Raw genomic sequence first — 23,313 nt, forward strand, 5'->3', positions numbered from 1 at the left:
ATCGATGAACCATACGCTCACTAGTCCTGCCGACACTTTCGCAGATCTGCCCACCTCCGATGGATCCGTAAGGCGTATCGGGTTTTACATTGTGTTCGTGACATTCGGCCTGTTCGGCGGATGGGCGGCGTTTGCGCCACTCGACGGTGCGGCGTACGCGCCGGGGGTGGTTACCGTGCAAACGTATCGCAAGACGGTACAGCATCTGGAGGGCGGTATCGTCAAGGACCTGCTTGCACATGATGGCGATGTGGTGAAGAAAGGCGACCCGATCATCGTGCTCGATGACGCTCAACTGCGCTCGGAATACGAGATGACCCGCAGCCAGTTGATCGCTGCGAGGACGATGGAGGCGCGCTTGCTCGCCGAGCGCGATAACCTTGCGACGATCGCGTTCCCGAGCGATATCAACGCCGACAGTCAGCGCAGTACCGAGGCGCGCTACGGCGAGACTCAGGTGTTCAACGCGCGGCGTAGTTCGCGGCTTGGACAAATTTCGGTCCTGCAAGAACGTATCGGTCAGTTGAATCAGCAAATCAAGGGCACCGATACCATGATCGGTACCAAGACCAACTTGCAAGAATCCTACAGCGGCGAAATTGCCGAATTGAAAGAATTGCTGGCCCAAGGTTTTGTCGACAAGCAGCGGATGCTGGAACAGGCGCGCAAGCTGGACTTGCTCAAGTCTGAAGTGGCGGATCACCGATCGTCGAACATCAAGACCAAGTTGCAGATCAATGAAACGCAGTTACAGATCCTGCAGATCGACAAGGACTTTGACGCCGACGTTACCCGGCAGTTGGCAGAGACCCAGACCAAGGCCTACGACCTGCAGGAAAAAGCCTCGGCGCTGGAAGATCGCCTGAGCCGGGTGGTTATTCGCGCTCCGGAAGACGGGATGGTGATCGGCATGACGGTTCACACCATCGGTGGTGTTGTGCGTCCGGCGACGCCCTTGCTGGATATCGTTCCGTCGGTTTCCGATCTCGTGGTTGAGGCGCAGGTAGCCCCCAATGACATCGATCGAATTGCTATTGGCAAATTGGCGGACATTCGCTTCAGCGCCTTTAACACGGCCACGACACCTGTCATCGAAGGTCGGGTGACGAGCGTGTCCGGCGACCGCTTGATCAATGAAAAAACCGGCGCACCGTATTATCTGGCCCGGATCAGTGTCACCGGGGATGGTGCGCGCAAGCTGGGTGATCGCAAGCTGTTGGCGGGCATGCCGGCAGAGGTATTGATCAGCACGGGAGAGCGCACCATGCTGCAATATTTGATGCAGCCGGCACGTGATGTTATCGCCCAGTCGATGATCGAGGAGTGATCGTGCGCCTGTTTCCCTGTCTGATATTGGGTTCGTTGGCGTTGCCTGTTCATGCCGCCGAACCAAAGGTCGCCCAATCCTCGAATGTCGCTGTGCAGACGAATTCAATCAGCAAGCAGGCCTATTCCGTTGACTTGATGCAGCTGTATCGCGAGTCACGCCTTGAAGACCCCCGGGTAATTGCTTCTTACTCCAGGGCGCAATCGGTTGTCGAACAGGAAAAGCAGGCGTTTGGCAGCCTACTGCCTTCGGTGACTGCGAACGCGGGTTTCAACCGTATCAAGCAGAACAACATACGACTCAACGAGGCATACGACAGCCGCAATTACACGGTGGGGTTAACTCAGCCGCTATACAACAAGGCTGCATGGGAAAACTACCAGCACTATAAAAGCCTGGCCAAACAAGCGGACTCCGAGTCGACGGAGGCGCAGGCAGAGGCCACTGTTGATCTTGCGCAGCGTTATTTTTTCGCATTGGCTGCCGATGACGAACTGGAACTGGTACAGGCTGAACGCAGGGCTACCCAGAAAAACCTGGACAGAGTCAGCGCCCTGTACAGTAAACAGTTGGCTATGGTCACCGATTTACTGGACCTCAAGTCGCGGGTCGATTCGCTGGCCGCCCAGGAAGTTGACGCGCGCAACCAGTCCAGTCTGAGCCGTGTTGCGCTCTCGGAAATCATCGGGCGTCCGGTCAATGAAAGGCTGAGTCGCGTTCGTAGTGATGTCGAGTTCAAAGTGTCAGCGCAGAGTCTGGAATCGTGGGTGGAACAGGCAATCAGCGCGAACCCGTCCATCAAGGCCAGTGAAAGCGCACAGGACGCTGCCGAGGCTGCATTGCGCGCGGGCAAGGGCGGGCATTACCCGACGGTTAATCTGAACCTGAGTGCGCAACAGACTAACGAAGGTTATAACAACTCGCTGGCCCCCCAGACCGATAGCTATGTAGCTGGCGTTGGGGTGCAAATTCCGATTTTCAGCGGTGGTTCCACGTCAGCGCGAGTGCGGCAGCTGTATCAAGATCAGCTTACCGCAGAACAACAACTGATTGCGACTCGTCGCCAAGTGGTCAAGGAAACGACAAACGCGTATTTGACCGCCGACTCCAGCATAGAAAAAATCCGCGCCAACCGTAATGCGGTGGCGTCGGCCGAGCAATCCCGTGTCGCGGCTGAAAAGGCGTTTACCTATGGTGTCGTCAATTCCGTGGATGTATTGACGGCTGTACAAAACGAATTCAAGGCGCGTCGTGATCTGCTCAAGGCGCAGTACGATTTCATCACCAATCTTTTTATTCTGAATCGTTGGGCAGGGAAGTTGTCAGGAGAAAGTGTCGAAAGTGTCAATGTCTGGTTGGATCATAACCATCAGCCTGTTGCTGTGGCCAGTGCGCAAGTTGAATAGCTACAATAATTGAGCACTTGGTCCAGTGATAGGGTTGGCCGATTAGCTGAGAGCCGTTACCTTCACTTTATAAGTGGCTGGGGAGGGCAGCTAATTCGAGAATTACCACCACTGAGGGATCGCGTTTGATGAACAAGCGCGACCCCTTTCATCTATGTCGGATTTAGCGCAGCGACAGGACGGCTCGACGGATAATAGCGACGCCAACGCCCAGCATAAACCCGAATATCATACCGAAACCGACAATTAGAGCCTTCTTCGGTTTTACCGCGCCTTCAGGTGGAGTTGCTTCTTTATCAATTTGCGCGAGGTTGAATTGATCGAAGTCCACATGCAGTTGTTTCAAGTGCATCAGTTCGCCGCGAATATCCGCGAAGTCCTTGACGAATAGCTCAGGATTGTCACGCTCTTTAAGAAGTATTGCTTCGCGGTTAGTGGCCAGCAAGCTGAGTTCTTTTTGAATTTCATCAATGCGCGGCTCGGTGAAGTCGTCAGAGCGACGGGTTTCCAAGGTGGCACGCTCAGCTTCCAGGGCAGCCTGTCCCAGGAAATACAGTGGTATTTTCTGATTGTTGACTTCTGTCCGGATCATGTTGCCTTGATGGGCTTGATCCGTGTCTCCCAACGCTGAAGGTGTTGTGGGTTTGACGATGCCGAGTTTTTTTGCAATGACGATTGCTTCATCAAGCTCTTTGACACGATTTTGTCTGCGGCTTTGCAACTGTTGACGTAATGCTTTCAGTTCGTCCTGAAGTATTTGTTTTTTAAGTTGATCTTTTTCAAGCAGAACGGCGATTTTGGAATCTTTCTCTGCTTCGTACGCAGCCTTTTTTGACTCCAGCTTTTTTTCTACTTGAATGATGCGATTGCTTACCAGGGTTTCAAGGCTCGAAGCTACTTTTTCTTTTTCGGTCTTAATTGCAAAATCAGTAAAGTTTTTTGCAATTCCGACGCCATCTATACCCTGTGGATACCTAAGTCTGAGGCCCACGGCCTCAGAAAGGCTTGTGCTTTTTTTTGGGTCAATTATTTCAATGGTGAATGATTTTTCATTGAATTTTTTGAAGGTTTCTTCAATTGACTGGTTTGGTGTCTGGACGGGTGCCAGGTACTGCGGGTAAGTTTTGAAGAATTTCAGGCGCACGTCATAAGACTGCATTGAAGATCCGACGCGTGTCAGGGCATCCTTTGGAGTTAGTTTATAAAGCCCCGATTCATTCAGCTCATCGAGGTCCGCCTTGGTGACAGGCCGGATCGTAGTTTCGACTTCATATTCCGGCGTAGCGTATACGGTGTATGCAATGGCGGCGGAAGCAGTTAGTGCGGTAAACAGTAAGACAATAGCTCTTTGATCCCAAAGGCTGTTGATGAGATCCTTTACTTCAACTACTTCGTGGCTGGAATTGCTGATTGTATTTACTGGGCTGTTCATCGCGCGCTCAAATAAATTCGACAGAGGCTCCATAATACAGCTGGAAATTCCCGTCATGTATGTTGTTGAAGGAAAACATCGAGTTACATTTTGATTTTCCAGCATTTGTTCGCAAACGGCAAGAGTCAACCGGCGGATGAGCCGATAGGAAGCAGGACGCAGCAGCTGTTGTTTGAATGATCGTCATCAGCAGTTTTGATCGTTTCAGCATCCCGGTGCAAGCACACGACATCATGGGAGTATCTGTTTTGTATGCGTTCTCTTCGTCGATCATGCAATTTTCCACGTGGATTGATAGGCCGCTCCTTTGCGCTTGAAAGTCAGTCGGGCGTTTTCAGTTCAGCAGGTGCGGTCGGACTTTGCCGAAAATCCGACGAACCAACCATTTCCCGGGAATCATTCAGGTCCCCTGCGACCTTTAAATTATGACTATAATATATCACTTCGCTGATCCGTTCTGGCGTCGGGTTTTTCCTTAAACGTCCCAAGGAGCACTTCCCATGAGTTCTGTTCAGTTCAAAGGTACAGCCCTTGTCACCGGCGCCTCTTCCGGCATCGGGGCAGTTTACGCCGAACGGTTGGCGGCGCGCGGTTTTGATTTGTTGCTGGTTGCGCGCGACGAGCAGCGCCTGGAGGCTGCGGCCAACGAATTGCGTTCACGGCATGGAATTCAGGTCGAAGTGCTAAAGGCAGATCTGACGCAAAAAGAGGATGTATTCAAGGTTGAGCAGCGTCTGCGAAGTGATTCCAGTATCAGCTTGTTATTGAATAACGCCGGTGTGGCTGCGGATGGTCTGCTGGCTAATGCAGATCTGGAACAACTGGAGCGCTTGATCCAGTTGAACGTCACAACGGTTACGCGATTGGCCTCGGCAGCAGCGGCGAGTTTTACCAAGGCCGGTCGCGGCACCATCATCAACATAGCTTCAGTGGTGGCCCTGTTTCCCGAGCGCTTTAATGCAACGTACAGCGCCAGCAAGGCCTACGTTTTGAGTCTGACTCAGTCGTTGAATGCGGAACTGGATGGGACTGGTGTGAAGATTCAGGCCGTGTTGCCAGGCGTCACACGTACTGAAATATGGGAGCGCTCCGGTATCGACGCTTCACAGATTCCTGCAGATATGGTCATGGACGCAGGGGAAATGGTCGACGCAGCGTTGGCGGGCCTGGATCAGGGTGAGTTGGTCACCGTTCCTTCGCTACCTGATGCCGCGGATTGGGATGCCTTTGTAGCCGCGCGTCATGTCATGGCGCCGAATCTTTCCAGAAGTAAGGCTGCCTCACGTTACAAGTGAGGCATTATCAATCGGCCAGAGGTGTTTGCGGTATGAATGATCGTCGAGTCGTTGTAACGGGCATGGGCCTGGTATCTCCATTGGGCAGCGGTGTCGAAGCTGTCTGGCAAAGGCTGCTGGCCGGGCGTTCCGGGCTGCGCAATCTGCCGCAGGAGGTGGTTGCCGATCTGCCGGCAAAGGTGGGTGGGTCGGTGCCGACGCTGGCCGAGGATCCCGAGGCCGGGTTCGACCCGGATCGGGCAACAGCGCCCAAAGAACAGAAGAAAATGGACCGCTTCATTCTGTTTGCCATGGAGGCGGCACGTCAGGCGCTGGAGCAGGCCGGTTGGCAAGCCCAGGACAGCAACGCCCAGGAACGCACGGCGACCATTATCGGTTCTGGCGTAGGGGGGTTCGGTGCAATCGCCGATGCGGTGCGCACCACGGACAGCCGTGGCCCACGACGCTTGTCACCCTTTACCATTCCGTCGTTTCTGGTCAATCTCGCTGCCGGGCATGTCTCGATTCAACATGGTTTCAAAGGCCCGCTGGGTGCGCCAGTCACCGCTTGCGCCGCCGGTGTGCAGGCGATCGGTGATGCGGCACGGTTGATCCGTAGTGGTGAGGCCGATATCGCCGTGTGTGGCGGCGCGGAAGCCGCGATCGATCGCGTCAGTCTCGCCGGGTTTGCTGCAGCTCGTGCTTTATCCAGCGGTTATAACGACACCCCGGAACGCGCCTCGCGTCCGTTCGACAGCGGTCGCGATGGTTTTGTCATGGGCGAGGGCGCGGGGCTGCTGGTGATCGAATCCCTGGAGCATGCCTTGGCGCGCGGCGCTCAACCGTTGGCTGAACTGGTCGGTTATGGCACCAGTGCTGATGCCTATCATCTGACCGCGGGACCCGAGGATGGCAGCGGTGCGCGGCGAGCGATGGCATTGGCCTTGGCCCAGGCCGGTATTTCACCTGCTCAGGTTCAGCATTTGAACGCTCACGCGACCTCGACCCCGGTGGGCGATCTGGGTGAACTGGCGGCGATCAAGTCGTTGTTCGGTGCGCAGAATGCAATTGCGGTGACATCGACCAAGTCGGCAACCGGACATTTGCTTGGGGCAGCGGGCGGGATTGAAGCGATCTTCACACTGCTGGCCATTCGTGACCAGATCGTCCCGGCCACGCTTAATTTAGACAATCCGGATCCCGCTGCCGCAGGCGTGGACATCGTTCGCGGCCAGGCGCGGCCGATGACTATCGATTATGCGCTGTCCAACGGTTTTGGATTTGGCGGCGTCAATGCCAGCGTGTTGTTCAAGCGCTGGCAGGGCTAGTCCTGCGATTGCTTGAGATGTTCGCGCGTGACGTCGAGCAGGCGTTGGGCGAGTTCGGGGTCGGCAACGCTGCGTGAAAGTAGCAGGGCGCCGACCAGTGCGGCCATGATGACAATGCTGCGATCAGCGGTGTTGTCCCCTTTGAGGGTGTGCTCGATCTGATCCAGTCGAGCCTTGAGCACGGTGTCACTTGTCGTGCTCGGTTGCCCGCGCAGGCCAAGTTCCGAAGACATGGTCGTTAGAGGGCAACCTTCGTGGGGCGAGGTTTGGTGCCATTGCGACAGGTAGGTATCGATGAAGGCTTCGAGGGGATTTTCTTCGGCAAAGATTTGCGCGCACAAGCCGTCAACCTGATTGCCAGACTCCTGGAGAGCCTTTTCTACCAGTTCGTCCTTGGACTCGAAGTGGGAATAAAAGCCGCCATGGGTCAAGCCCAATGCTTTCATCAGAGGTTGCAGGCCGGTCGCGCCGATACCGTCGCGGCGGAATCGCGCCGAAGCTTCCTTGATGATGCGTTGGTGGGTCTGGGCTTTATGGTCCTGCGAATAACGCATCTGAAATCTCCACATCAATGCGTCATCTTAACCAATGAAAATTGGATGGTGATTGTACTTTTACTTCTAAAAAGCATACAGATGCTTCGATTCTGATACAAAACCGCAATAATGGCCGGCATTGCCAAGGTTTTTTCGGCTTCGAAAAAAAACAAACCCCGCCGGTTCTGGCGGGGTGTTATCAGCGATCCTGCGCTTCTTTGGCGTCCATTTGCGCATTACGTTCAGCCACGCGTTTACGTTGCTCTTCGGTCAGTTCAACCTTGTTGGCGGTGTCGCGTAGCATCATCAAACCACCAACGATCGAGCCAATGGCAACAACCAAAATTAACCAGGCATACCAGGGCATGGGACTCTCCTTGATGACAAACGGGCCGGCGAGGCTCGCCAACCGATCGTGCATACCACTTTGAGTGACGGGGTCTGGCAGCAGTTCCATCGCTACCTGTGCATTCTATGCCTGTTACGTGTGGCGCAGGCGAATGCCTTCAATGTCCGGTCAACATCGCGCGCCGTTGGTGCATCGGCGCGCTGATGGGCGGCAAGCATGGAATACAGGAACGAGCGGTGCCGTGGTTTGATGCCTATGTCTGTTGGCGAAGGCACGCGCACAGTGCAGTTTGCCAGTCAGGTTGACTGACACCCCACTCACGTTGCAGGCGACTGCAATCGAGACGTGAATTGAGCGGCCGGGTCGCGGGCGTCGGGTAATCGCTGGTGGGAATCGGCAGCACACTGGCACAGGGTTTTCCCTGCTGTTGCAATGCTTCGCCAATTGCCTGGGCAAAGCCAAACCAGGAGGTCTGGCCCTGAGCAGTCAGATGAAACGTCCCCCAGCTGCCGGCCATGCCCGCCTGCCAGCGTTCAATCAGGGCCAGGGTACTGTCGGCGATCGTGCCTGCCCATGTTGGCGCTCCGATTTGATCGGCGACCACGCGCAACTCTGTTTTCTCCTGCAGTAAACGCTGCATCGTCAGCAGGAAGTTGCGGCCATGGTTCGAGTAGACCCAACTGGTGCGCAGAATCAGGTATTTACCTTGCACGTCCCTGATGGCCTGTTCACCGGCCAGCTTGCTCCGGCCATACACCCCGAGCGGATTTGGCGCGTCGTCCTCGTTGTACGCTCCGACCTTCGTCCCGTCGAATACATAATCAGTGGAGTAATGAATCAGCGGGATATCGAGAGCCAGCGCTTCTTCGGCAAGTATGCCGGGGGCGACTGCGTTTATGGCAAAGGCTGTCTGCGGCTCGCTTTCGGCCTGATCGACCGCTGTATGGGCTGCCGCATTGATGATCAGATCGGGCCGAACGGTCTGGACCTGCCGACGAATCTGTTCGGGTTGCGTCAGGTCGAGCTGGTCGCGACCCAGTACGATCAGTTCGCCGACCGCGCCCAGTCGGTGTTGCAGCTCGCGTGAGACCTGGCCGTGCTGGCCATTGATGAGAATTCTCATGGCAACAGTCCGGTCTCTTCGTGCACGCCGGGTTCAATCATGATCATTGTTCTTCCCCGGCCAGTTTGGCGAGGTACTGACCATACCCGGTCTTGCCAAAGTACTGCGCCCGCTCGAGTAACTGTTCACGATTGATCCAGTCATTCTCGTAGGCAATTTCTTCGAGGCAGGCGACTTTCAGTCCCTGGCGGTGCTCGATGGTCTGCACGTACTGACTGGCTTCGAGCAAACTGTCGTGGGTGCCGGTATCGAGCCAGGCGAAACCTCGGCCGAAACGCTCCACCTGCAGATCGCCCCGTTGCAGATAGGCATTGTTGACGTCGGTGATTTCCAGCTCGCCGCGTGGCGAAGGTTTTACTGCCTTGGCAATCTCGATGACATCGTTGTCGTAGAAATACAGACCGGTAACGGCATAACTGGATTTCGGCGTCGTCGGTTTTTCTTCGATTGAAAGCGCACGGCCATCACTGTCGAAATCGATCACGCCGAAGCGCTCGGGATCCTTGACCCAGTAACCGAACACGGTGGCGCCAGAGGTGCGTTTTGCCGCGTTCTGTAATTGTTCGCCGAAGTGCTGGCCATGGAAGATGTTGTCCCCCAGGATCAGGCAGACAGGGTCATTGCCAATGAATTCTTCGCCAATCAGGAACGCCTGGGCCAGCCCATCCGGTGAGGGTTGTTCGGCAAAGCTGAAATTGACCCCGAACTGGCTGCCGTCACCCAGCAGGTTGCGGTATTGAGGTAAATCCTGGGGGGTGGAAATCAGCAGAATATCCTTGATGCCGGCCAGCATCAGCACCGAAATCGGATAGTAGATCATTGGTTTGTCGTAGACCGGCAACAGCTGTTTTGACACGCCGAGGGTAATCGGGTGCAGGCGTGTGCCCGAGCCTCCCGCTAAAACGATGCCTTTCATCATGCGAGCAACTCCTTGTTATCGATGGCGCCGAGGCGTTCACCTTGATAGCTGCCATCCTGAACACGACGGCACCACTCCAGGTTGTCCAGATACCATTGCACGGTTTTGCGCAGGCCGGTTTCGAACGTCTCTTCAGGCACCCAGCCCAGTTCGCGTTCAATCTTGCCGGCATCGATTGCATAGCGCTGATCGTGGCCGGGACGATCCTGTACGAACGTGATCAGGTCGGCATAGTGCGCAACACCGTCGGGCTTGTGCGGTGCCAGTTCTTCAAGCAGGGCACAGATGCCACGCACGACGTCTATGTTCTTCTGTTCGTTGTGCCCACCGATGTTGTAGGTTTCGCCGACGGTGCCAGTGGTCACCACTTTGAGCAGAGCCCGGGCGTGATCTTCGACGAACAGCCAGTCGCGCACTTGCAGGCCATTGCCATACACCGGTAGCGGCTTGCCGGCCAACGCATTGAGGATGACCAGCGGAATCAGTTTTTCGGGGAAGTGGAACGGCCCGTAATTGTTCGAGCAATTGGTCAGCAGTACCGGCAAACCATAGGTGCGCTGCCAGGCGCGGACCAGGTGGTCGGACGCAGCCTTGCTGGCGGAGTAGGGCGAGCTCGGAGCGTAGGGCGTGCTTTCCGTGAACAGGTCATCGACACCATGCAGATCGCCATAAACCTCGTCGGTAGAGATGTGATGAAAGCGGAACGCGCTTTTCTCAGGCTCTGTGAGGGTTTGCCAATAGGCACGGGTTGCCTCCAGCAAGCTGTAGGTGCCAACAATGTTGGTCTGGATAAATGCCGATGGCCCGTCGATGGACCGATCCACATGGGATTCAGCTGCCAGGTGCATGATCGCGTGAGGCTGGAAGCGTGCCAGCACTGCTCTGACAGTCGACTGATCAACGATATCGGCCTGGACGAACTCATAACGAGTGTCGTTGGCGATGCTGGTCAGCGACTCGAGATTGCCGGCATAGGTCAGTTTGTCCAGATTGAGCACTTCATGTTCGGTGTGCCGAATCAACTCGCGAATAAGGGCAGAGCCAATGAAACCGGCACCGCCGGTGATGAGGATACGCATGGAGGCCAGCCTTTTTCAGTAATTCGATAATGCCAATAGCCGTAGCTTGTAGGCACGAGCGGGGAGGTGCAAGAGTGTTAATGCCATTTTTGTTGCGTCAAGCCTGTCGGGCTTGAGTTTCAGTGGTGCGCGACAACGCGCGAAACGACCGTTTTTGCCGGCCTGAAGCTTGATCCAGCCCCCTGTAATCCCCGCATAAACCCACTCTTTACGCTTTCTTTATGCCCGGCGAGACTCCTCGATCTCGTTCCTTTACAGCCTTCCTTCCGACAATGGCTCACACGCGGCAATACGCCGTAACACGGAGAATTTCCATGAGCGTTCTGGATGGAGTGTCGCTGCTGCTGGCAGTGGGGCTGTTCATTTATCTGTTGGTTGCGCTGTTGCGCGCGGACCGGAACTAGGAGCGGCCATGCACAGTTATGACTATTGGCTAATCCTCGGATTTTTCGCGCTGGTATTGCTACCTGCGCCGTTCCTCGGGCGCTTCTATTACAAGGTCATGGAAGGCCAGCGCACCTGGCTGACACCAATCCTCGGGCCGCTGGAACGTGGCTGTTATCGTGTCGCCGGTGTCGATCCGCAGGCCGAGCAGAGCTGGCAGAAATACACACTGGCCTTGCTCGCTTTCAACCTTGCGGGCTTTTTGCTGTTGTTCGCGATCCTGTTGCTCCAGGACCACTTGCCGCTCAACCCGCAGAACCTGCCGGGGCAAGAGTGGACGCTGGCGTTCAACACCGCCATCAGCTTCATGACCAACACCAACTGGCAGGCGTACAGCGGTGAGGCGTCGCTGAGCTATCTGAGTCAGATGGCCGGTCTTACTGTGCAAAATTTCGTCAGCGCCGCCACCGGCCTGGCGGTATTGGTTGCGCTGTGTCGCGGTATCGGCCGCAAGTCGACCAAGACCCTGGGCAACTTCTGGGTCGACATGACCCGCGCCACCCTCTACGGTTTGCTGCCGCTGTGCCTGCTGCTGGCGTTGTACCTGGTGTGGCAGGGCGTACCGCAAACCTTCGCCCAGTACGTGCATGCCGTGACCTTGCAAGGCGTCGACCAGGTGATCCCGCTCGGCCCGGCGGCCAGCCAGATTGCGATCAAGCAATTGGGCACCAACGGTGGCGGTTTCTTCGGCGTCAACTCGGCGCATCCGTTCGAGAACCCGACAGCCTGGAGCAACCTGTTCGAGGTCGCATCGATCATTCTGATCCCTGTTGCGCTGGTGTTCACCTTCGGCCACTACGTGAAGGATCTGCGTCAGAGCCGCGCGATCATCGCCTGCATGCTGGCGCTGTTCCTGATCGGTGGCGCGACCTCGCTGTGGGCCGAGTACCAACCTAACCCGGCGCTGAACAACGTCGCTGTCGAACAGACCGCGCCGCTGGAAGGCAAGGAAGCACGGTTCGGCACAACCGCCAGCGTACTGTGGTCGGTGACCACGACCTCGGCGTCGAACGGTTCGGTCAATGCCATGCACGACAGCCTCAATCCGCTGAGCGGCATGGTCGCACTGGTCAACATGATGGTTGGCGAAGTGATCTTCGGAGGCGTCGGTGCCGGGCTCTACGGCATGTTGCTCAACGTGTTGATTGCGGTGTTCCTCGCCGGCCTGATGATCGGCCGCACCCCGGAATATCTCGGCAAGAAACTGCAAGCCAGGGAGGTGCAATTGCTGGTGGTGACCCTGATGGTCATGCCGATCGGCGTGCTGGTGCTCGGTGCGATCGCGGCCAGCCTGCCAGGGCCTGTGGCCTCGGTAAGCAACCCTGGTGCCCACGGTTTCAGCCAGTTGCTCTACGCCTACACCTCGGCCAGTGCCAACAACGGTTCTGCGTTCGGTGGCTTCGGCGCCAACACCCCGTTCCACAACCTGATGCTGGGCCTGGGCATGTTGATCGGTCGCTTCGGCTACATCCTCCCGGTCCTGGCCCTGGCCGGCAGCCTGGCGATGAAGAAAACCGCACCGATCGGCCAGAACAGCTTCCCGACTCACGGCCCGCTGTTCGTGACCTTGCTGACGGTGACCATTTTGCTGGTGGGTGGCCTTACTTTCCTGCCGACACTGGCGTTGGGCCCGATTGCTGAACATCTGAGCATGGCCTTCTGAGGGAGTTGAAGATGAATATGCCCATAACCAAAACCGCCGTCGTCAAGGCGCCGGAACAGCCGAAAACCGCAATTTCGGCCTTGTGGCGCCCGGCGCTGGTGCAAGCCTTCGTCAAGCTCGACCCACGGCAATTGCAGCGTGCGCCAGTGATGTTGGTGGTCGAACTGACCGCGATCCTGACCACCGTGCTGTGCTTCATTCCCGACACGGCGGTACCGACCTTCGTCGCCGCACAAATTGCCGTATGGCTGTGGTTCACCGTGCTGTTCGCCAACTTCGCCGAAGCCCTGGCGGAAGGCCGCGGCAAAGCCCGCGCCGACAGCCTCAAGGCCGGCAGCGCAGGCCTCAGTGCCCGGCGCCAAACCAGCAACGGCACCTTTGAGGTGGTGCCGGCCACCAGCCTGCGCAAAGGCGATGTGGTGCGCGTCGAGGCGGGGGAGATGATTCCCGGTGACGGCGAAGTGATCGAAGGCATCGCGGCCGTCAACGAAGCGGCGATTACCGGTGAGTCGGCGCCGGTCATCCGTGAGTCCGGCGGTGATCGTTCGGCCGTCACGGGCAATACACGACTAGTGTCCGACTGGCTGTTGGTGAAAATCACCACCAACCCTGGCGAATCGACCCTGGACCGCATGATTGCCCTGGTCGAAGGCGCCAAACGGCAGAAAACCCCGAATGAAGTAGCGCTCGACATCCTGCTGATCGGCTTGACCCTGATCTTCCTGCTGGTGGTCGTCACTCTGCAACCTTTCGCCCACTTCGCCAATGGCAGCCTGCCGCTGGTGTTCCTGGCAGCGTTGTTGGTCACGCTGATTCCGACCACCATCGGCGGCCTGCTGTCGGCCATCGGTATTGCCGGGATGGATCGCCTGGTGCGCCTGAACGTGATCGCCAAGTCAGGTCGCGCCGTGGAGGCGGCGGGGGATGTGCACGTCTTGCTGCTGGACAAGACCGGCACCATCACGTTCGGTAATCGTCGTTGTGCAGCAGTGTATGCGGCGCCGGGTGTCAACGCTGTGGAACTGGCCGAAGGCGCATTGTTTGCCTCGCTGGCGGACGACACTGCTGAAGGCAAGTCGATCGTCGAGTATCTGCGTGGCACACATCCCCAGCCGGAGCCGTCCGCCGACGTGCTGACTGCCGTGCCGTTCAGTGCTGAAACGCGGCTGTCCGGGGTCGATTACCAAGGGCGCGTGTATCGCAAAGGCGCTGTGGATTCGCTACTGGCGTTTGTCGGCCTGAACCGTGGCGATCTGGCACCGGCCCTGTCCCGGGAAATCGACAGGATCGCCCAAAACGGCGGCACTCCGCTGCTGGTATGCGTCGACGGCAAATTGTTGGGGGCAATCCATCTCAAGGACGTGGTCAAGCCCGGTATCCGCGAGCGTTTTGACGAGTTGCGCAAACTGGGCATTCGCACCGTCATGGTCACCGGCGACAACCCGCTGACGGCTGCTGCCATTGCGGCCGAAGCCGGAGTGGATGACGTTCTGGCAGAAGCCACCCCGGAGAAAAAACTCGCACGCATCCGCCACGAGCAAGACGACGGTCGACTGGTGGCGATGTGTGGCGATGGCGCCAACGACGCTCCGGCGCTGGCCCAGGCGGACGTCGGCATGGCAATGAATGACGGCACGCAAGCGGCGCGTGAAGCGGCCAACATGGTCGATCTGGACAGTGATCCGACCAAACTGCTGGACGTGGTGCAGGTGGGCAAGGAGTTGCTGGTCACCCGTGGTGCGCTGACGACTTTCTCCATCGCCAACGACGTGGCCAAGTACTTCGCGATCTTGCCGGCCCTGTTTGCCGCGATCTATCCGCAACTGGGTGTGCTCAACGTCATGCACCTGAGCAGTCCGCAGAGCGCGATTCTCTCGGCGATTGTGTTCAACGCCCTGATCATCGTGGTGTTGATTCCGTTGGCGCTGCGGGGGGTGCGGGTACAAGCGGTGAGTGCAGCGGCGCTGTTGCGGCGCAATCTGTTGATCTACGGCCTGGGCGGGCTTGTGGTGCCGTTCGTGGGTATCAAGGTGATCGACATGCTGTTGACGGCGTTGCATCTGGTGTAGGTGTCAGGCGATTGCGCAGGCGCGGAATGGCTCGAGATCCAGCCCTCGCCCCAACCCTCTCCCAGGGGGAGAGGGGACTGATCGAGTTGTTTGTCAGATGTGCTGCACCTGAAGTTGCGAGTCGAACTTCTGTTTTGAAAACGGAGATTGGCCCCCTCTCCCGCCGGGAGAGGGCTGGGGTGAGGGTTGGTTGCAACTGACACCCCGCAATGTTTGCCATTGAATTCGAGGATTGTGAAATGTCCACAATGATACGCCCGGCCCTGAGCCTGCTGGTCCTGATGACGCTGATCACCGGCGTCGCCTATCCCCTGGTCGTCACCGGTGTGGCCCAGGTCGCGTTCCCCGACCAGGCCAATGGCAGCCTTGTCCGCGATGCCGAAGGCAAGGTCCGTGGCTCGTCGCTGATCGCCCAGGATTTTGTCGGTGACGCCTGGTTCCATTCGCGTCCTTCCGCCGGTGCCTTTGCCACGGTGTCGAGCAGCGCCAGCAACCTGGCGCCGAGCAATCCGGCGCTGGCCACCCGGGTGATCGACGACGCCGGCAAACTGCTGGTGCCCGGCCAGGGCCCAGTGCCGCTGGCATTGGTCACGACGTCTGGCAGTGGCCTTGATCCGCACTTGCCACCGGCTGCGATTGCCTATCAACTGGCGCGTGTCGCGGCGGTGCGTAATGTGCCGCTGGCAACGCTGCAAAACCTGCTGGATGCGCATATCGAGCGGCCACTGGTGGGGCCGCCGGTGGTGAATGTACTGGCGCTGAACATGGCGCTTGAGAAGTTGTAAAACGGTGGCACGGCAATTCGCGAGCAAGCCCACCCTCACATTCGATCTACAGTGCTACAGAGTTCGAGTGTGGGAGCGGGCTTGCTCGCGAAGGCGGTTTGCCAGTCACCACATCACTACCTGAATGAAGAGATCCCCAAGCATGAGCGACTCCGGCCGCGCCGACGCGCTGTTAGCAAACCTGCCCCGTGATGGCCGTGGCCGGCTCAAGGTTTTTCTCGGGGCCGCGCCGGGTGTCGGCAAGACCTACGCCATGCTGCAAGCGGCGCACAGCCAACTGCGTCAAGGCGTGAAAATCATTGCCGGCGTGGTAGAAACCCACGGCCGCGCCGAAACCGAGGCGTTGCTCTCAGGCTTGCCGCAGCAGCCTTTGCTCCGTTCGGAGTACCGGGGCGTGCAGCTCGAGGAAATGGACCTCGACGCACTGCTGGCGGCCAGGCCGAAACTGGTGTTGGTGGACGAACTGGCCCACACCAACGCCCCCGGCAGCCGCCACGAAAAACGCTGGCAGGACATTCAAGAGCTGCTAGCCGCCGGCATCGACGTGTACACCACGGTCAATGTCCAGCACCTGGAAAGTCTCAACGATCAAGTGCGTGGCATCACCGGTGTGCAGGTCCGTGAAACCCTGCCGGACTGGGTCCTGCAGGAAGCTTACGAACTGCTGTTGATCGACTTGCCGCCACGGGAGCTGCTGGAGCGACTGCGCGATGGCAAAGTCTACGTGCCGGAGCAGGCGCGGGCGGCCATCGATGCCTTTTTCTCCCAGACCAACCTGACCGCCTTGCGCGAGTTGGCGATGCAAGCGGCGGCGGCCCAGGTCGATAATGATCTGGCCCAGGGTTATCGTCAGCTCGGCCAGTCGGCCCCGGCGGTGCGTGGTCGATTATTGGTCGGTGTCGACGGTGATGACCAGGCCGAGCGCCTGGTGCGACATGCCTGTCGTGTGGCCCAGCGCCGGCATCTGCCCTGGAGCCTGGTGCACGTGGACAACGGCAGCGTGCGCGACGAGCAATCGCGCCTGCGCCTGCAAAGTGCCCAGCAACTGGCCGAACGCCTGGGTGGCGAAGTGGTGCTGCTGCGGGCCGGCGAAGTGGCAAAAACCCTGATCCAGCACGCCACCGAACGTCGCGCCAGCCTGCTTCTGGTCGGGCAGTCCAGGCCTCGTTGGCGTCGACGCCTGTTCGGCGGTGGTCTGGCGGCGCGGTTGTTGCGCAACGCCCGGGGCCTGGAAATCAACGTGCTCGACAGTGATCATGAACGGCATCAGCCGCGTCAGCGTTCGCTGCAACCCTTGGTGTGGTTCGACTACGCCCTGGCGCTGGTGGCGACGGTGCTGGCCAGTGCCTTGGCCTGGGCGGTGTCGAGTGTGCTGGCGCTGCCGAACATCTCGCTGGTGTTCCTCGCCGCGGTGTTGCTGGTGGCGGTACGCAGCAGCCTGGGACCTGCCCTGGTATGTGCGGCGTTGTCGTTTCTGACTTACGACTTTTTGTTCATACCACCGAATTTTTCCTTTCACATCCAGCGCGAAGAAGACGTGCTGACCTTGGTGTTTTTCCTCTTGATGGCGGCGCTTACCGGCAACCTCGCGGCACGTCAGCGCAGGCAGTTGCAGGCCCTGCGCGATACCCAGGAAGAGACTACGGAACTGCTCGATCTGTCGCGCAAACTCACGGCTGCCACCGATCGGCAAGCGGTGGTCAGCGCTGCCGCGCAACATCTCAACGGCTGGAACGATCTGCAATTGTGTCTGCTCAATCGCGATGGGCAAAGCGGCTGGAAAGTCGAAACAGGTGGCCCACTGGAGTTTTCCGAAGCCGAGCGCGCCGCCGCCGATTGGGCCTGGCAACACGATCAACCGGCGGGTGCCGGCACCGGCACCTTGCCATTCGGGAAATGGTGGTGGTGGCCGCTGTCGGTGGAGGATGGACCGTTGGCACTGCTGGGTGTGTGCGCCAAAGAAGGCCATGCGTTGAGCGGTCAGCGTCGGCGCCTGCTGACCGCATTGAGCCAGCCCCTGGCCCAGGCCCTGGCCCGGTCACAATTGGCAGACGACCTGGAAGCGGCGCGCTTGCACGGCGAAACCGAGCAACTGCGCAGTGCCTTGCTGGCCTCGGTGTCCCACGATTTACGCACGCCGCTGACCTCCATGCGCGGCAGCATCGACAGCCTGCTGGCGCTTGGCGAAGCGATCCCGCTGGAGGATCGCCGTGAACTGCTCGAAGGCACCCGCGATGAAGCCGAGCGCCTTGATCGCTATATCCAGAATTTGCTCGACATGACACGTCTCGGGCACGGAGCCTTGAAGCTGGCTCGCGACTGGGTGTCGCCGGCCGATATCGTCGGCAGTGCGCTCAATCGTCTGCGCACGGTGCTCTCATCGTTGCAGGTCAGTACCGACGTGCCGGCGCAGCTGCCCCTGCTGTACGTTCACGCCGCTTTGATCGAACAGGCGCTGATCAATGTGCTGGAAAACGCCGCGCGTTTCTCGCCGTCCCACGGGCGATTGCAATTGCGTGCCGGCGCTGACGACAGTGAGCTGTTCTTCTCGGTGAGCGACGAAGGCCCGGGGATTCCGGAAGCGGATAGGACGAAGATTTTCGACATGTTCTACACCGCTGCGCGCGGAGATCGGGGCGGGCAGGGGACCGGGCTGGGGCTGGCGATTTGTCAGGGCATGGTCGGCGCTCATGGTGGGCGGATCAGCGTGGACGATGGCATAGAAGGGCAGGGCACCTGCATCACCTTGCACCTGCCGCTGCAGGCGCAGCCAGGATATGAAAGTGAAGCCTGAACTGGCTTGCGGTACTCTCTTGTCACTTCTTTGTGTTGATGTGAATTCATGAGCCAGACCTCGACCATTCTGGTCATCGACGACGAACCGCAGATCCGCAAGTTCCTGCGCATCAGCCTCGCCTCTCAGGGCTACAAAGTACTGGAGGCCGGAACGGGCAGCGAAGGGCTGGCCCAGGCCGCGCTGAACAAGCCGGACCTGCTGGTGCTCGACCTCGGCCTGCCGGACATGGACGGCCAGCAGGTGCTGCGCGAGTTTCGCGAATGGTCGACGGTGCCGGTGCTGGTGCTCTCGGTGCGCGCCGGCGAGGGGCAGAAAGTCGAGGCCCTGGATGGAGGCGCCAATGACTACGTGACCAAGCCGTTCGGCATTCAGGAATTTCTCGCGCGGATTCGCGCCTTGCTGCGTCAGGCGCCGGTAGGTGAAGCCCGGTCGGCGGCGCTGACTCTTGGCCCGTTAACTGTCGACCTGGCCTATCGCCGGGTGTTGCTCGACGGCGTTGAAGTCGCGTTGACCCGCAAGGAGTATGCGGTGCTCGCGCAACTGGCGCGGCATCCCGGGCGGGTGATTACTCAGCAGCAGTTGCTCAAGGATATCTGGGGGCCGACTCATACCGAGGACAGTCATTACTTGCGCATTGTGGTGGGGCATTTGCGCCAGAAATTGGCGGACGACCCAACCCGACCGCGGTTTATCGTGACCGAGGCGGGGGTGGGGTATCGGTTGTTGAGTGAGGGCAGCCTTTAGTCCAAGTGTTGTCTCATCGCGAGCAGGCTCGCTCCCACTTTGCAATGCATCCCCCGTGGGAGCGAGCCTGCTCGCGATGAGGACCTGACATTCACCGGGAAATTTCCAGATGCTCAGTTCTGCTCACTCTCATACCGATCCAGCGTATCCCGCGCAATCTCCCGGCCCAGGGCGATCAACTCCGGCGCCTTGTAGAACTCGAAGAACCGGCATACCCGCTTCGGCACGTTGATCAGGATATCCGGCGGATAGCCGGCGATCTTGTACTGCGCCAATGAAGTCTGCATCACCTCGAAACTCTGGTTGATCAAATCCAGCAAGGACGCAGGTCCCACGTTGTCGATGATGAATGAGCCCGTGGCGGAGCGCGGCGCGCCTGAAGCCTCTGGAGCGGCTGCCGGTTGCTGGGCTTCGGGCTCGGCAGACTCGATCCACGGGTTGGGATCGGCCCCTTCGGCCCTGAAGGCCTCCTGTTCCAGTATCAGCAGTTGTTCCGCCTGTTTACGCCGGAACGGAAACTTCGAGCCCAGGGAGTTGATCAGGCTGTCGAACCGGGTCTTGAACGCGGCGGGACGCTGGATCACCGGTAATTGATAGTGACGCTGGTTGGTGGAGTTGAGGTTGACCGCGATGATCAGGTCGCAATGGCTCGATACCACCGGCACGATCGGCAACGGGTTGAGAATGCCGCCGTCTACCAGCATGCGATTACCCTGCATCACCGGGGTGAACAGGCTCGGGATTGCCGCCGACGCACGCATGGCTTGATGCAGGCAGCCTTCCTGGAACCAGATTTCCTGCTGGTTGGTCAGGTCGGCGGCCACCGCCGTGTAAGGGATGCGCAGGTCTTCGATATTGATGTCGCCGACGATCTTGCGGATCTGCCCGAATACTTTCTCGCCGCGAATCGCTCCCAGGCGAAAGCTGACGTCCACCAGGCGCAGCACGTCGAGATAGTCCAGGCTCTCGATCCAGTCGCGGTACTCGTCGAGTTTGCCGGCGGCATAGATGCCGCCTACTACCGCTCCCATGGAGCACCCGGCGATGCAGGCAATGTCATAACCGCGCCGTTCGATCTCTTCGATGACGCCGATATGCGCATAACCCCGCGCTCCTCCGGAGCCCAGTACCAATGCAACACGCTTTTTCATGAACCACCCTCGTTTGATCAGCTTCAACAATGCACCCATCGACAGGCATGCATCAATCGCCAAGGTCGTCTGGTGAGCCAGGGGTGTCGTATTTTCGACACTTGATGGCGGCATGTGGTCGTGGTGGCGCTATAGTTTGCGCGTCAGGTCCGAGGCACTTTTCAGGTGCCAGGCCGTCTTAACTGCATGACTGTTTCCCATCTGTAGAGGAGTAAATGATGAAAGCCTGGATTTGTGTGCCCCTGATCGCTCTGGCGCTTGCCGGTTGTGCCGGTAAAACCGCCTACCGCGACAGCTGTGGTAGTCAGCTCGATGCAGCATGGCATGAGCTGGACCTGGCCAAGGCTGAGGGTTTCGCCGGGACTGTCAGCTACTCCAAGGCCCTGTCGTTGTTGACCGCGGCCAAGACGCAGCAGCAATTCGAAGGGTTCGAAGGCTGTACTCACAAAGCCGAGAAGGCACGCTTCTATATCCGCGAATCCCGCGCGGGCCGCTGAGGTAAAAAACAGTTACAAGTTATAGGCTGCAAGCTGCAAGTCGAACCTGTCACGTTTGACTTGTAGCTGGAAGCTGGCAACTTGCCGCTGTTTACGGAGTAAACCGATGATCAATCGATTGGTGGCCCATGTCCTGGGTCTGGAAGTTCGATTACTGGCCTGTCAGGCGCGCTTGAACCAGCGTACCGACCCGGAGGCCTTGCACGATCTGCGTACCACGATGCGTCGCCTGCGCAGCCTGTTGCGGCCGCTGCGCGGCTTGCCCGGCGTAGAGCAGCTCGAAGCAGCGGCCTCGAGCGTGGGCGATCTGACCACACCGTTGCGTGATCGCGAGGTGATGGCGGCGTATTTGCTCGAACACGATCAAGCCGAAGCCGGACAGCGGCGGGCGGTGCAAATGGCCAAGGCGTATCCGCTGGTAGCGACCAGTCCCGAGCTGGCGCAGTTGCTGATCATCCTTGACGCTTTTCCGCGTTTTTTACGCGCCAGCGAGCGGCAGGGCTTGCTCAAGGGCCTGCGCAAGCGCATCGAAAAGCGTCTGGACAAACAGTGGACGAAACTCGACTCGGCCCTGCAGGACCCGGCGCACGACCGTCATCGCCTGCGTTTACTGATCAAACGCGTGCGTTATGGTATCGATGCCTACCCTGAACTGGATCGCCTGCCAAAAAAGGCAATGCCTCGATTGAAGTCGGCGCAAGGCGCGCTGGGTGACTGGCACGATTGCGTGCAGTGGCTGGCCCTTGCCGAGCATGAGGCCGATTTGCAGCCGTGTGTCGCCGTCTGGAAAGCCAACATGGCCAAGGCCGAACAGCGTTCCGACCGTGTCCTCGACAAACTCAGCGCTGACTGTTTCAAATCCTGAGTTCAAGCGCCCCTGTACGAGCTGCCGCAGGCTGCGATCTTTTGATTTTGCTTTTCAAGATCAAAGCATCGCACCCTCTGGCAGCTCCTCTATAGATGGCGCGGCTCATCTGTCAGCCAATTTGGCCGGAACAGGTGCTGTATCCGTCTCGCCGGCTGGTTAAGATCCCTACATACTTTTCCTGTCCTTGAGGTTTTCATGCGCTTTTCCGATCTGCTCGACGCCGTCCGCCGCCAGCCGCAGGAACTGTCTATTCCGGCATCCTGGGCACAGGGGCGAGCCAGTTTCGGTGGCCTGGTGGCCGCTTTGCAGTACGAAGCCATGCGGGCCAGAGTTCCAGCGGAGCGTCTGGTGCGCTCGCTGGCGATCACCTTCGTTGGTCCGGTTGAGCCTGAGGTTCCGGTCAGTTTTGAAGTTGACGTGCTGCGTGAAGGCAAGGCGGTCAGTCAGGTGCTGGGGCGGGTCATGCAGAAAGGGCAGGTGGTGACCCTGATCCAGGGCAGCTTTGGCGCTTCGCGCCCATCGGAAGTGGCGGTGACGGCGCAACCGGCGCCAGAGATGAAACACTGGGATGATTGCCAGGAACTGCCGTTCATCGAAGGCGTTGTTCCAGAATTCATGCGCCACCTGGCGATGCGCTGGAGTGTTGGCGGGCTGCCGTTCACCGGCAACACCTCACGGCAGATGGGTGGCTGGGTGCGCTTGCGCGGGGACCAGGAAGAGGCAGTCGGTGAAGCGCACATTCTGGCACTGGTGGACGCCTGGCCACCCGCCTTGATGCCGTTTTTGAAGAAACCGGCGGCAGGTAGCACCCTGACCTGGACCATTGAGTTCGTCCAGCCGTTGCTCGAACTGAGTACGCTGCACTGGTGCAAATACCTGGTTGAAACCGAGCATGCCGCCGACGGTTACGGGCATGCCGCAGCGAAGATGTGGAGCGCCGATGGCCGGTTGATCGCGATGAGCCGCCAGACCGTGACGGTTTTTGCCTGATCAGTGACGGCGGTGGCGCTCACGCCAGGCGCGCCACCAGCCACCGCTGAGAAAAAAGCGCGGGAAGGTCAGGAACTGTTCGACCAGCAACCGCGATACGGCGTCCTTGCGGTCACTGAACGGTTCTGAGGCTTGCTCTTCCAGGCTGTGACCGTGGCGTTGCAAGCCCAAGGCGGCAATCAAGCCGACCACGCCGATGGCGAAGTTAGCCAGGTTCAGGCCGAAGACCCCGGACACGATCAGGAGAAAGGCGACGATGAACAGCGGCACGGCGATCAGATGCAGCACCAGATTGGCCGGGTGCTGGTGATTGCCCGGGTAGGCACGCCATTGCCAGGCGGGAAGGTTGGGATGACGTTTGCCCATGATGCTGATCCTCAATCCGTACTGAACTCATGATTGAAGGATAGGCCCGGTCAGTGAGGACGGCGAATCAACACTGGCTATCAGGGCGATAGGGGGCATGGTCAAATTTAATGTTGCCGGGCTCCCTCCCACAGGTGTTCAGTGGTGAACATCAATCTTGTTTCAC

General features: G+C 58.7%; 22 protein-coding genes. 13 read left to right on the forward strand and 9 right to left on the reverse strand.

What is annotated here, in order from left to right; translation table 11 throughout:
• Nucleotides 1-4: 4 nt before the first annotated feature.
• Both AC07OG_RS12200 and AC07OG_RS12205 read left to right on the forward strand, forming a co-directional pair.
• Entirely contained in the window at nucleotides 5-1,327 is a 1,323-nt protein-coding gene (locus AC07OG_RS12200) for an HlyD family type I secretion periplasmic adaptor subunit (RefSeq protein ID WP_218425296.1), read from the forward strand.
• On the forward strand, nucleotides 1,324-2,733 hold the full coding sequence (locus tag AC07OG_RS12205; RefSeq protein WP_495067135.1) for a TolC family outer membrane protein: 1,410 nt from the start codon (nucleotides 1,324-1,326) through the stop codon (nucleotides 2,731-2,733). The genes AC07OG_RS12200 and AC07OG_RS12205 overlap by 4 nt, the downstream gene beginning before the upstream one ends.
• A gap of 163 nt (nucleotides 2,734-2,896) precedes the next feature.
• Here the strand turns inward: AC07OG_RS12205 and AC07OG_RS12210 are convergent, their stop codons facing one another.
• Nucleotides 2,897-4,165: a Wzz/FepE/Etk N-terminal domain-containing protein gene (locus AC07OG_RS12210; RefSeq protein ID WP_495067136.1), complete on the reverse strand. Its 1,269-nt coding sequence runs from the start codon at nucleotides 4,163-4,165 to the stop codon at nucleotides 2,897-2,899.
• Between the two features lie 7 nt (nucleotides 4,166-4,172).
• Nucleotides 4,173-4,439 carry a hypothetical protein gene (locus tag AC07OG_RS12215; RefSeq protein WP_495067137.1) on the reverse strand — a complete coding sequence of 89 codons (267 nt, stop codon included), beginning with the start codon at nucleotides 4,437-4,439 and terminating at the stop codon, nucleotides 4,173-4,175.
• Nucleotides 4,440-4,665: 226 nt separating this feature from the next.
• Here AC07OG_RS12215 and AC07OG_RS12220 point away from each other — a divergent pair, with 226 nt between their 5' ends.
• Nucleotides 4,666-5,460 carry an SDR family NAD(P)-dependent oxidoreductase gene (locus tag AC07OG_RS12220; RefSeq protein ID WP_495067138.1) on the forward strand — a complete coding sequence of 265 codons (795 nt, stop codon included), beginning with the start codon at nucleotides 4,666-4,668 and terminating at the stop codon, nucleotides 5,458-5,460.
• A 32-nt stretch (nucleotides 5,461-5,492) separates the two neighbouring features.
• The gene (gene fabF / locus AC07OG_RS12225) at nucleotides 5,493-6,767 is read left to right on the forward strand and encodes a beta-ketoacyl-ACP synthase II (RefSeq protein ID WP_060540904.1); all 1,275 of its coding nucleotides are present in this window, start codon (nucleotides 5,493-5,495) and stop codon (nucleotides 6,765-6,767) included.
• Here the strand turns inward: fabF and AC07OG_RS12230 are convergent.
• From AC07OG_RS12230 to rfbB, 5 genes are all read right to left on the reverse strand, one after another.
• Nucleotides 6,764-7,321, reverse strand: a complete 558-nt coding sequence (locus tag AC07OG_RS12230; protein WP_060540905.1) for a TetR/AcrR family transcriptional regulator — start codon at nucleotides 7,319-7,321, stop codon at nucleotides 6,764-6,766. The genes fabF and AC07OG_RS12230 overlap by 4 nt on opposite strands.
• A gap of 181 nt (nucleotides 7,322-7,502) precedes the next feature.
• On the reverse strand, nucleotides 7,503-7,670 hold the full coding sequence (locus AC07OG_RS12235; protein ID WP_020299652.1) for a DUF2897 family protein: 168 nt from the start codon (nucleotides 7,668-7,670) through the stop codon (nucleotides 7,503-7,505).
• Nucleotides 7,671-7,905: 235 nt separating this feature from the next.
• Nucleotides 7,906-8,775 carry a dTDP-4-dehydrorhamnose reductase gene (gene rfbD / locus AC07OG_RS12240; RefSeq protein WP_218425300.1) on the reverse strand — a complete coding sequence of 290 codons (870 nt, stop codon included), beginning with the start codon at nucleotides 8,773-8,775 and terminating at the stop codon, nucleotides 7,906-7,908.
• A gap of 43 nt (nucleotides 8,776-8,818) precedes the next feature.
• A complete protein-coding gene (gene rfbA / locus AC07OG_RS12245) occupies nucleotides 8,819-9,694 on the reverse strand; it encodes a glucose-1-phosphate thymidylyltransferase RfbA (protein ID WP_060540908.1) in 876 nt (291 codons plus the stop codon).
• Entirely contained in the window at nucleotides 9,691-10,773 is a 1,083-nt protein-coding gene (rfbB, locus tag AC07OG_RS12250) for a dTDP-glucose 4,6-dehydratase (RefSeq protein WP_495067139.1), read from the reverse strand. The genes rfbA and rfbB overlap by 4 nt, the downstream gene beginning before the upstream one ends.
• A gap of 314 nt (nucleotides 10,774-11,087) precedes the next feature.
• On the opposite strand from rfbB, the gene kdpF reads away from it, so the two are divergent.
• The 6 genes from kdpF to AC07OG_RS12280 all read left to right on the forward strand — a co-directional run bounded on the left by kdpF (nucleotide 11,088) and on the right by AC07OG_RS12280 (nucleotide 19,275).
• Entirely contained in the window at nucleotides 11,088-11,177 is a 90-nt protein-coding gene (gene kdpF / locus AC07OG_RS12255) for a K(+)-transporting ATPase subunit F (RefSeq protein ID WP_007899818.1), read from the forward strand.
• An 8-nt stretch (nucleotides 11,178-11,185) separates the two neighbouring features.
• Complete coding sequence (gene kdpA / locus AC07OG_RS12260; protein WP_495067140.1) at nucleotides 11,186-12,880, forward strand: potassium-transporting ATPase subunit KdpA; 1,695 nt, start codon at nucleotides 11,186-11,188, stop codon at nucleotides 12,878-12,880.
• Between the two features lie 11 nt (nucleotides 12,881-12,891).
• The gene (kdpB, locus tag AC07OG_RS12265; RefSeq protein WP_495067141.1) at nucleotides 12,892-14,949 is read left to right on the forward strand and encodes a potassium-transporting ATPase subunit KdpB; all 2,058 of its coding nucleotides are present in this window, start codon (nucleotides 12,892-12,894) and stop codon (nucleotides 14,947-14,949) included.
• A gap of 239 nt (nucleotides 14,950-15,188) precedes the next feature.
• Complete coding sequence (gene kdpC / locus AC07OG_RS12270; RefSeq protein WP_495067142.1) at nucleotides 15,189-15,734, forward strand: potassium-transporting ATPase subunit KdpC; 546 nt, start codon at nucleotides 15,189-15,191, stop codon at nucleotides 15,732-15,734.
• A gap of 142 nt (nucleotides 15,735-15,876) precedes the next feature.
• The gene (locus AC07OG_RS12275) at nucleotides 15,877-18,528 is read left to right on the forward strand and encodes a DUF4118 domain-containing protein (RefSeq protein WP_495067143.1); all 2,652 of its coding nucleotides are present in this window, start codon (nucleotides 15,877-15,879) and stop codon (nucleotides 18,526-18,528) included.
• Between the two features lie 48 nt (nucleotides 18,529-18,576).
• Complete coding sequence (locus AC07OG_RS12280; RefSeq protein WP_495067144.1) at nucleotides 18,577-19,275, forward strand: response regulator; 699 nt, start codon at nucleotides 18,577-18,579, stop codon at nucleotides 19,273-19,275.
• Between the two features lie 113 nt (nucleotides 19,276-19,388).
• On the opposite strand, the gene AC07OG_RS12285 is transcribed toward AC07OG_RS12280, so the two are convergent.
• Complete coding sequence (locus AC07OG_RS12285; RefSeq protein ID WP_060541017.1) at nucleotides 19,389-20,426, reverse strand: patatin-like phospholipase family protein; 1,038 nt, start codon at nucleotides 20,424-20,426, stop codon at nucleotides 19,389-19,391.
• Nucleotides 20,427-20,644: 218 nt separating this feature from the next.
• Here AC07OG_RS12285 and AC07OG_RS12290 point away from each other — a divergent pair, with 218 nt between their 5' ends.
• The 3 genes from AC07OG_RS12290 to AC07OG_RS12300 all read left to right on the forward strand — a co-directional run bounded on the left by AC07OG_RS12290 (nucleotide 20,645) and on the right by AC07OG_RS12300 (nucleotide 22,781).
• Entirely contained in the window at nucleotides 20,645-20,923 is a 279-nt protein-coding gene (locus tag AC07OG_RS12290; RefSeq protein ID WP_060540914.1) for a hypothetical protein, read from the forward strand.
• A 106-nt stretch (nucleotides 20,924-21,029) separates the two neighbouring features.
• A complete protein-coding gene (locus AC07OG_RS12295) occupies nucleotides 21,030-21,788 on the forward strand; it encodes a CHAD domain-containing protein (RefSeq protein ID WP_495067145.1) in 759 nt (252 codons plus the stop codon).
• Between the two features lie 198 nt (nucleotides 21,789-21,986).
• On the forward strand, nucleotides 21,987-22,781 hold the full coding sequence (locus tag AC07OG_RS12300; RefSeq protein WP_495067146.1) for an acyl-CoA thioesterase: 795 nt from the start codon (nucleotides 21,987-21,989) through the stop codon (nucleotides 22,779-22,781).
• Here the strand turns inward: AC07OG_RS12300 and AC07OG_RS12305 are convergent, their stop codons facing one another.
• Complete coding sequence (locus AC07OG_RS12305; protein WP_495067147.1) at nucleotides 22,782-23,147, reverse strand: terminase; 366 nt, start codon at nucleotides 23,145-23,147, stop codon at nucleotides 22,782-22,784.
• Nucleotides 23,148-23,313: the final 166 nt, after the last annotated feature.

Source organism: Pseudomonas sp. GW821-FHT09H03 (assembly GCF_059415945.1).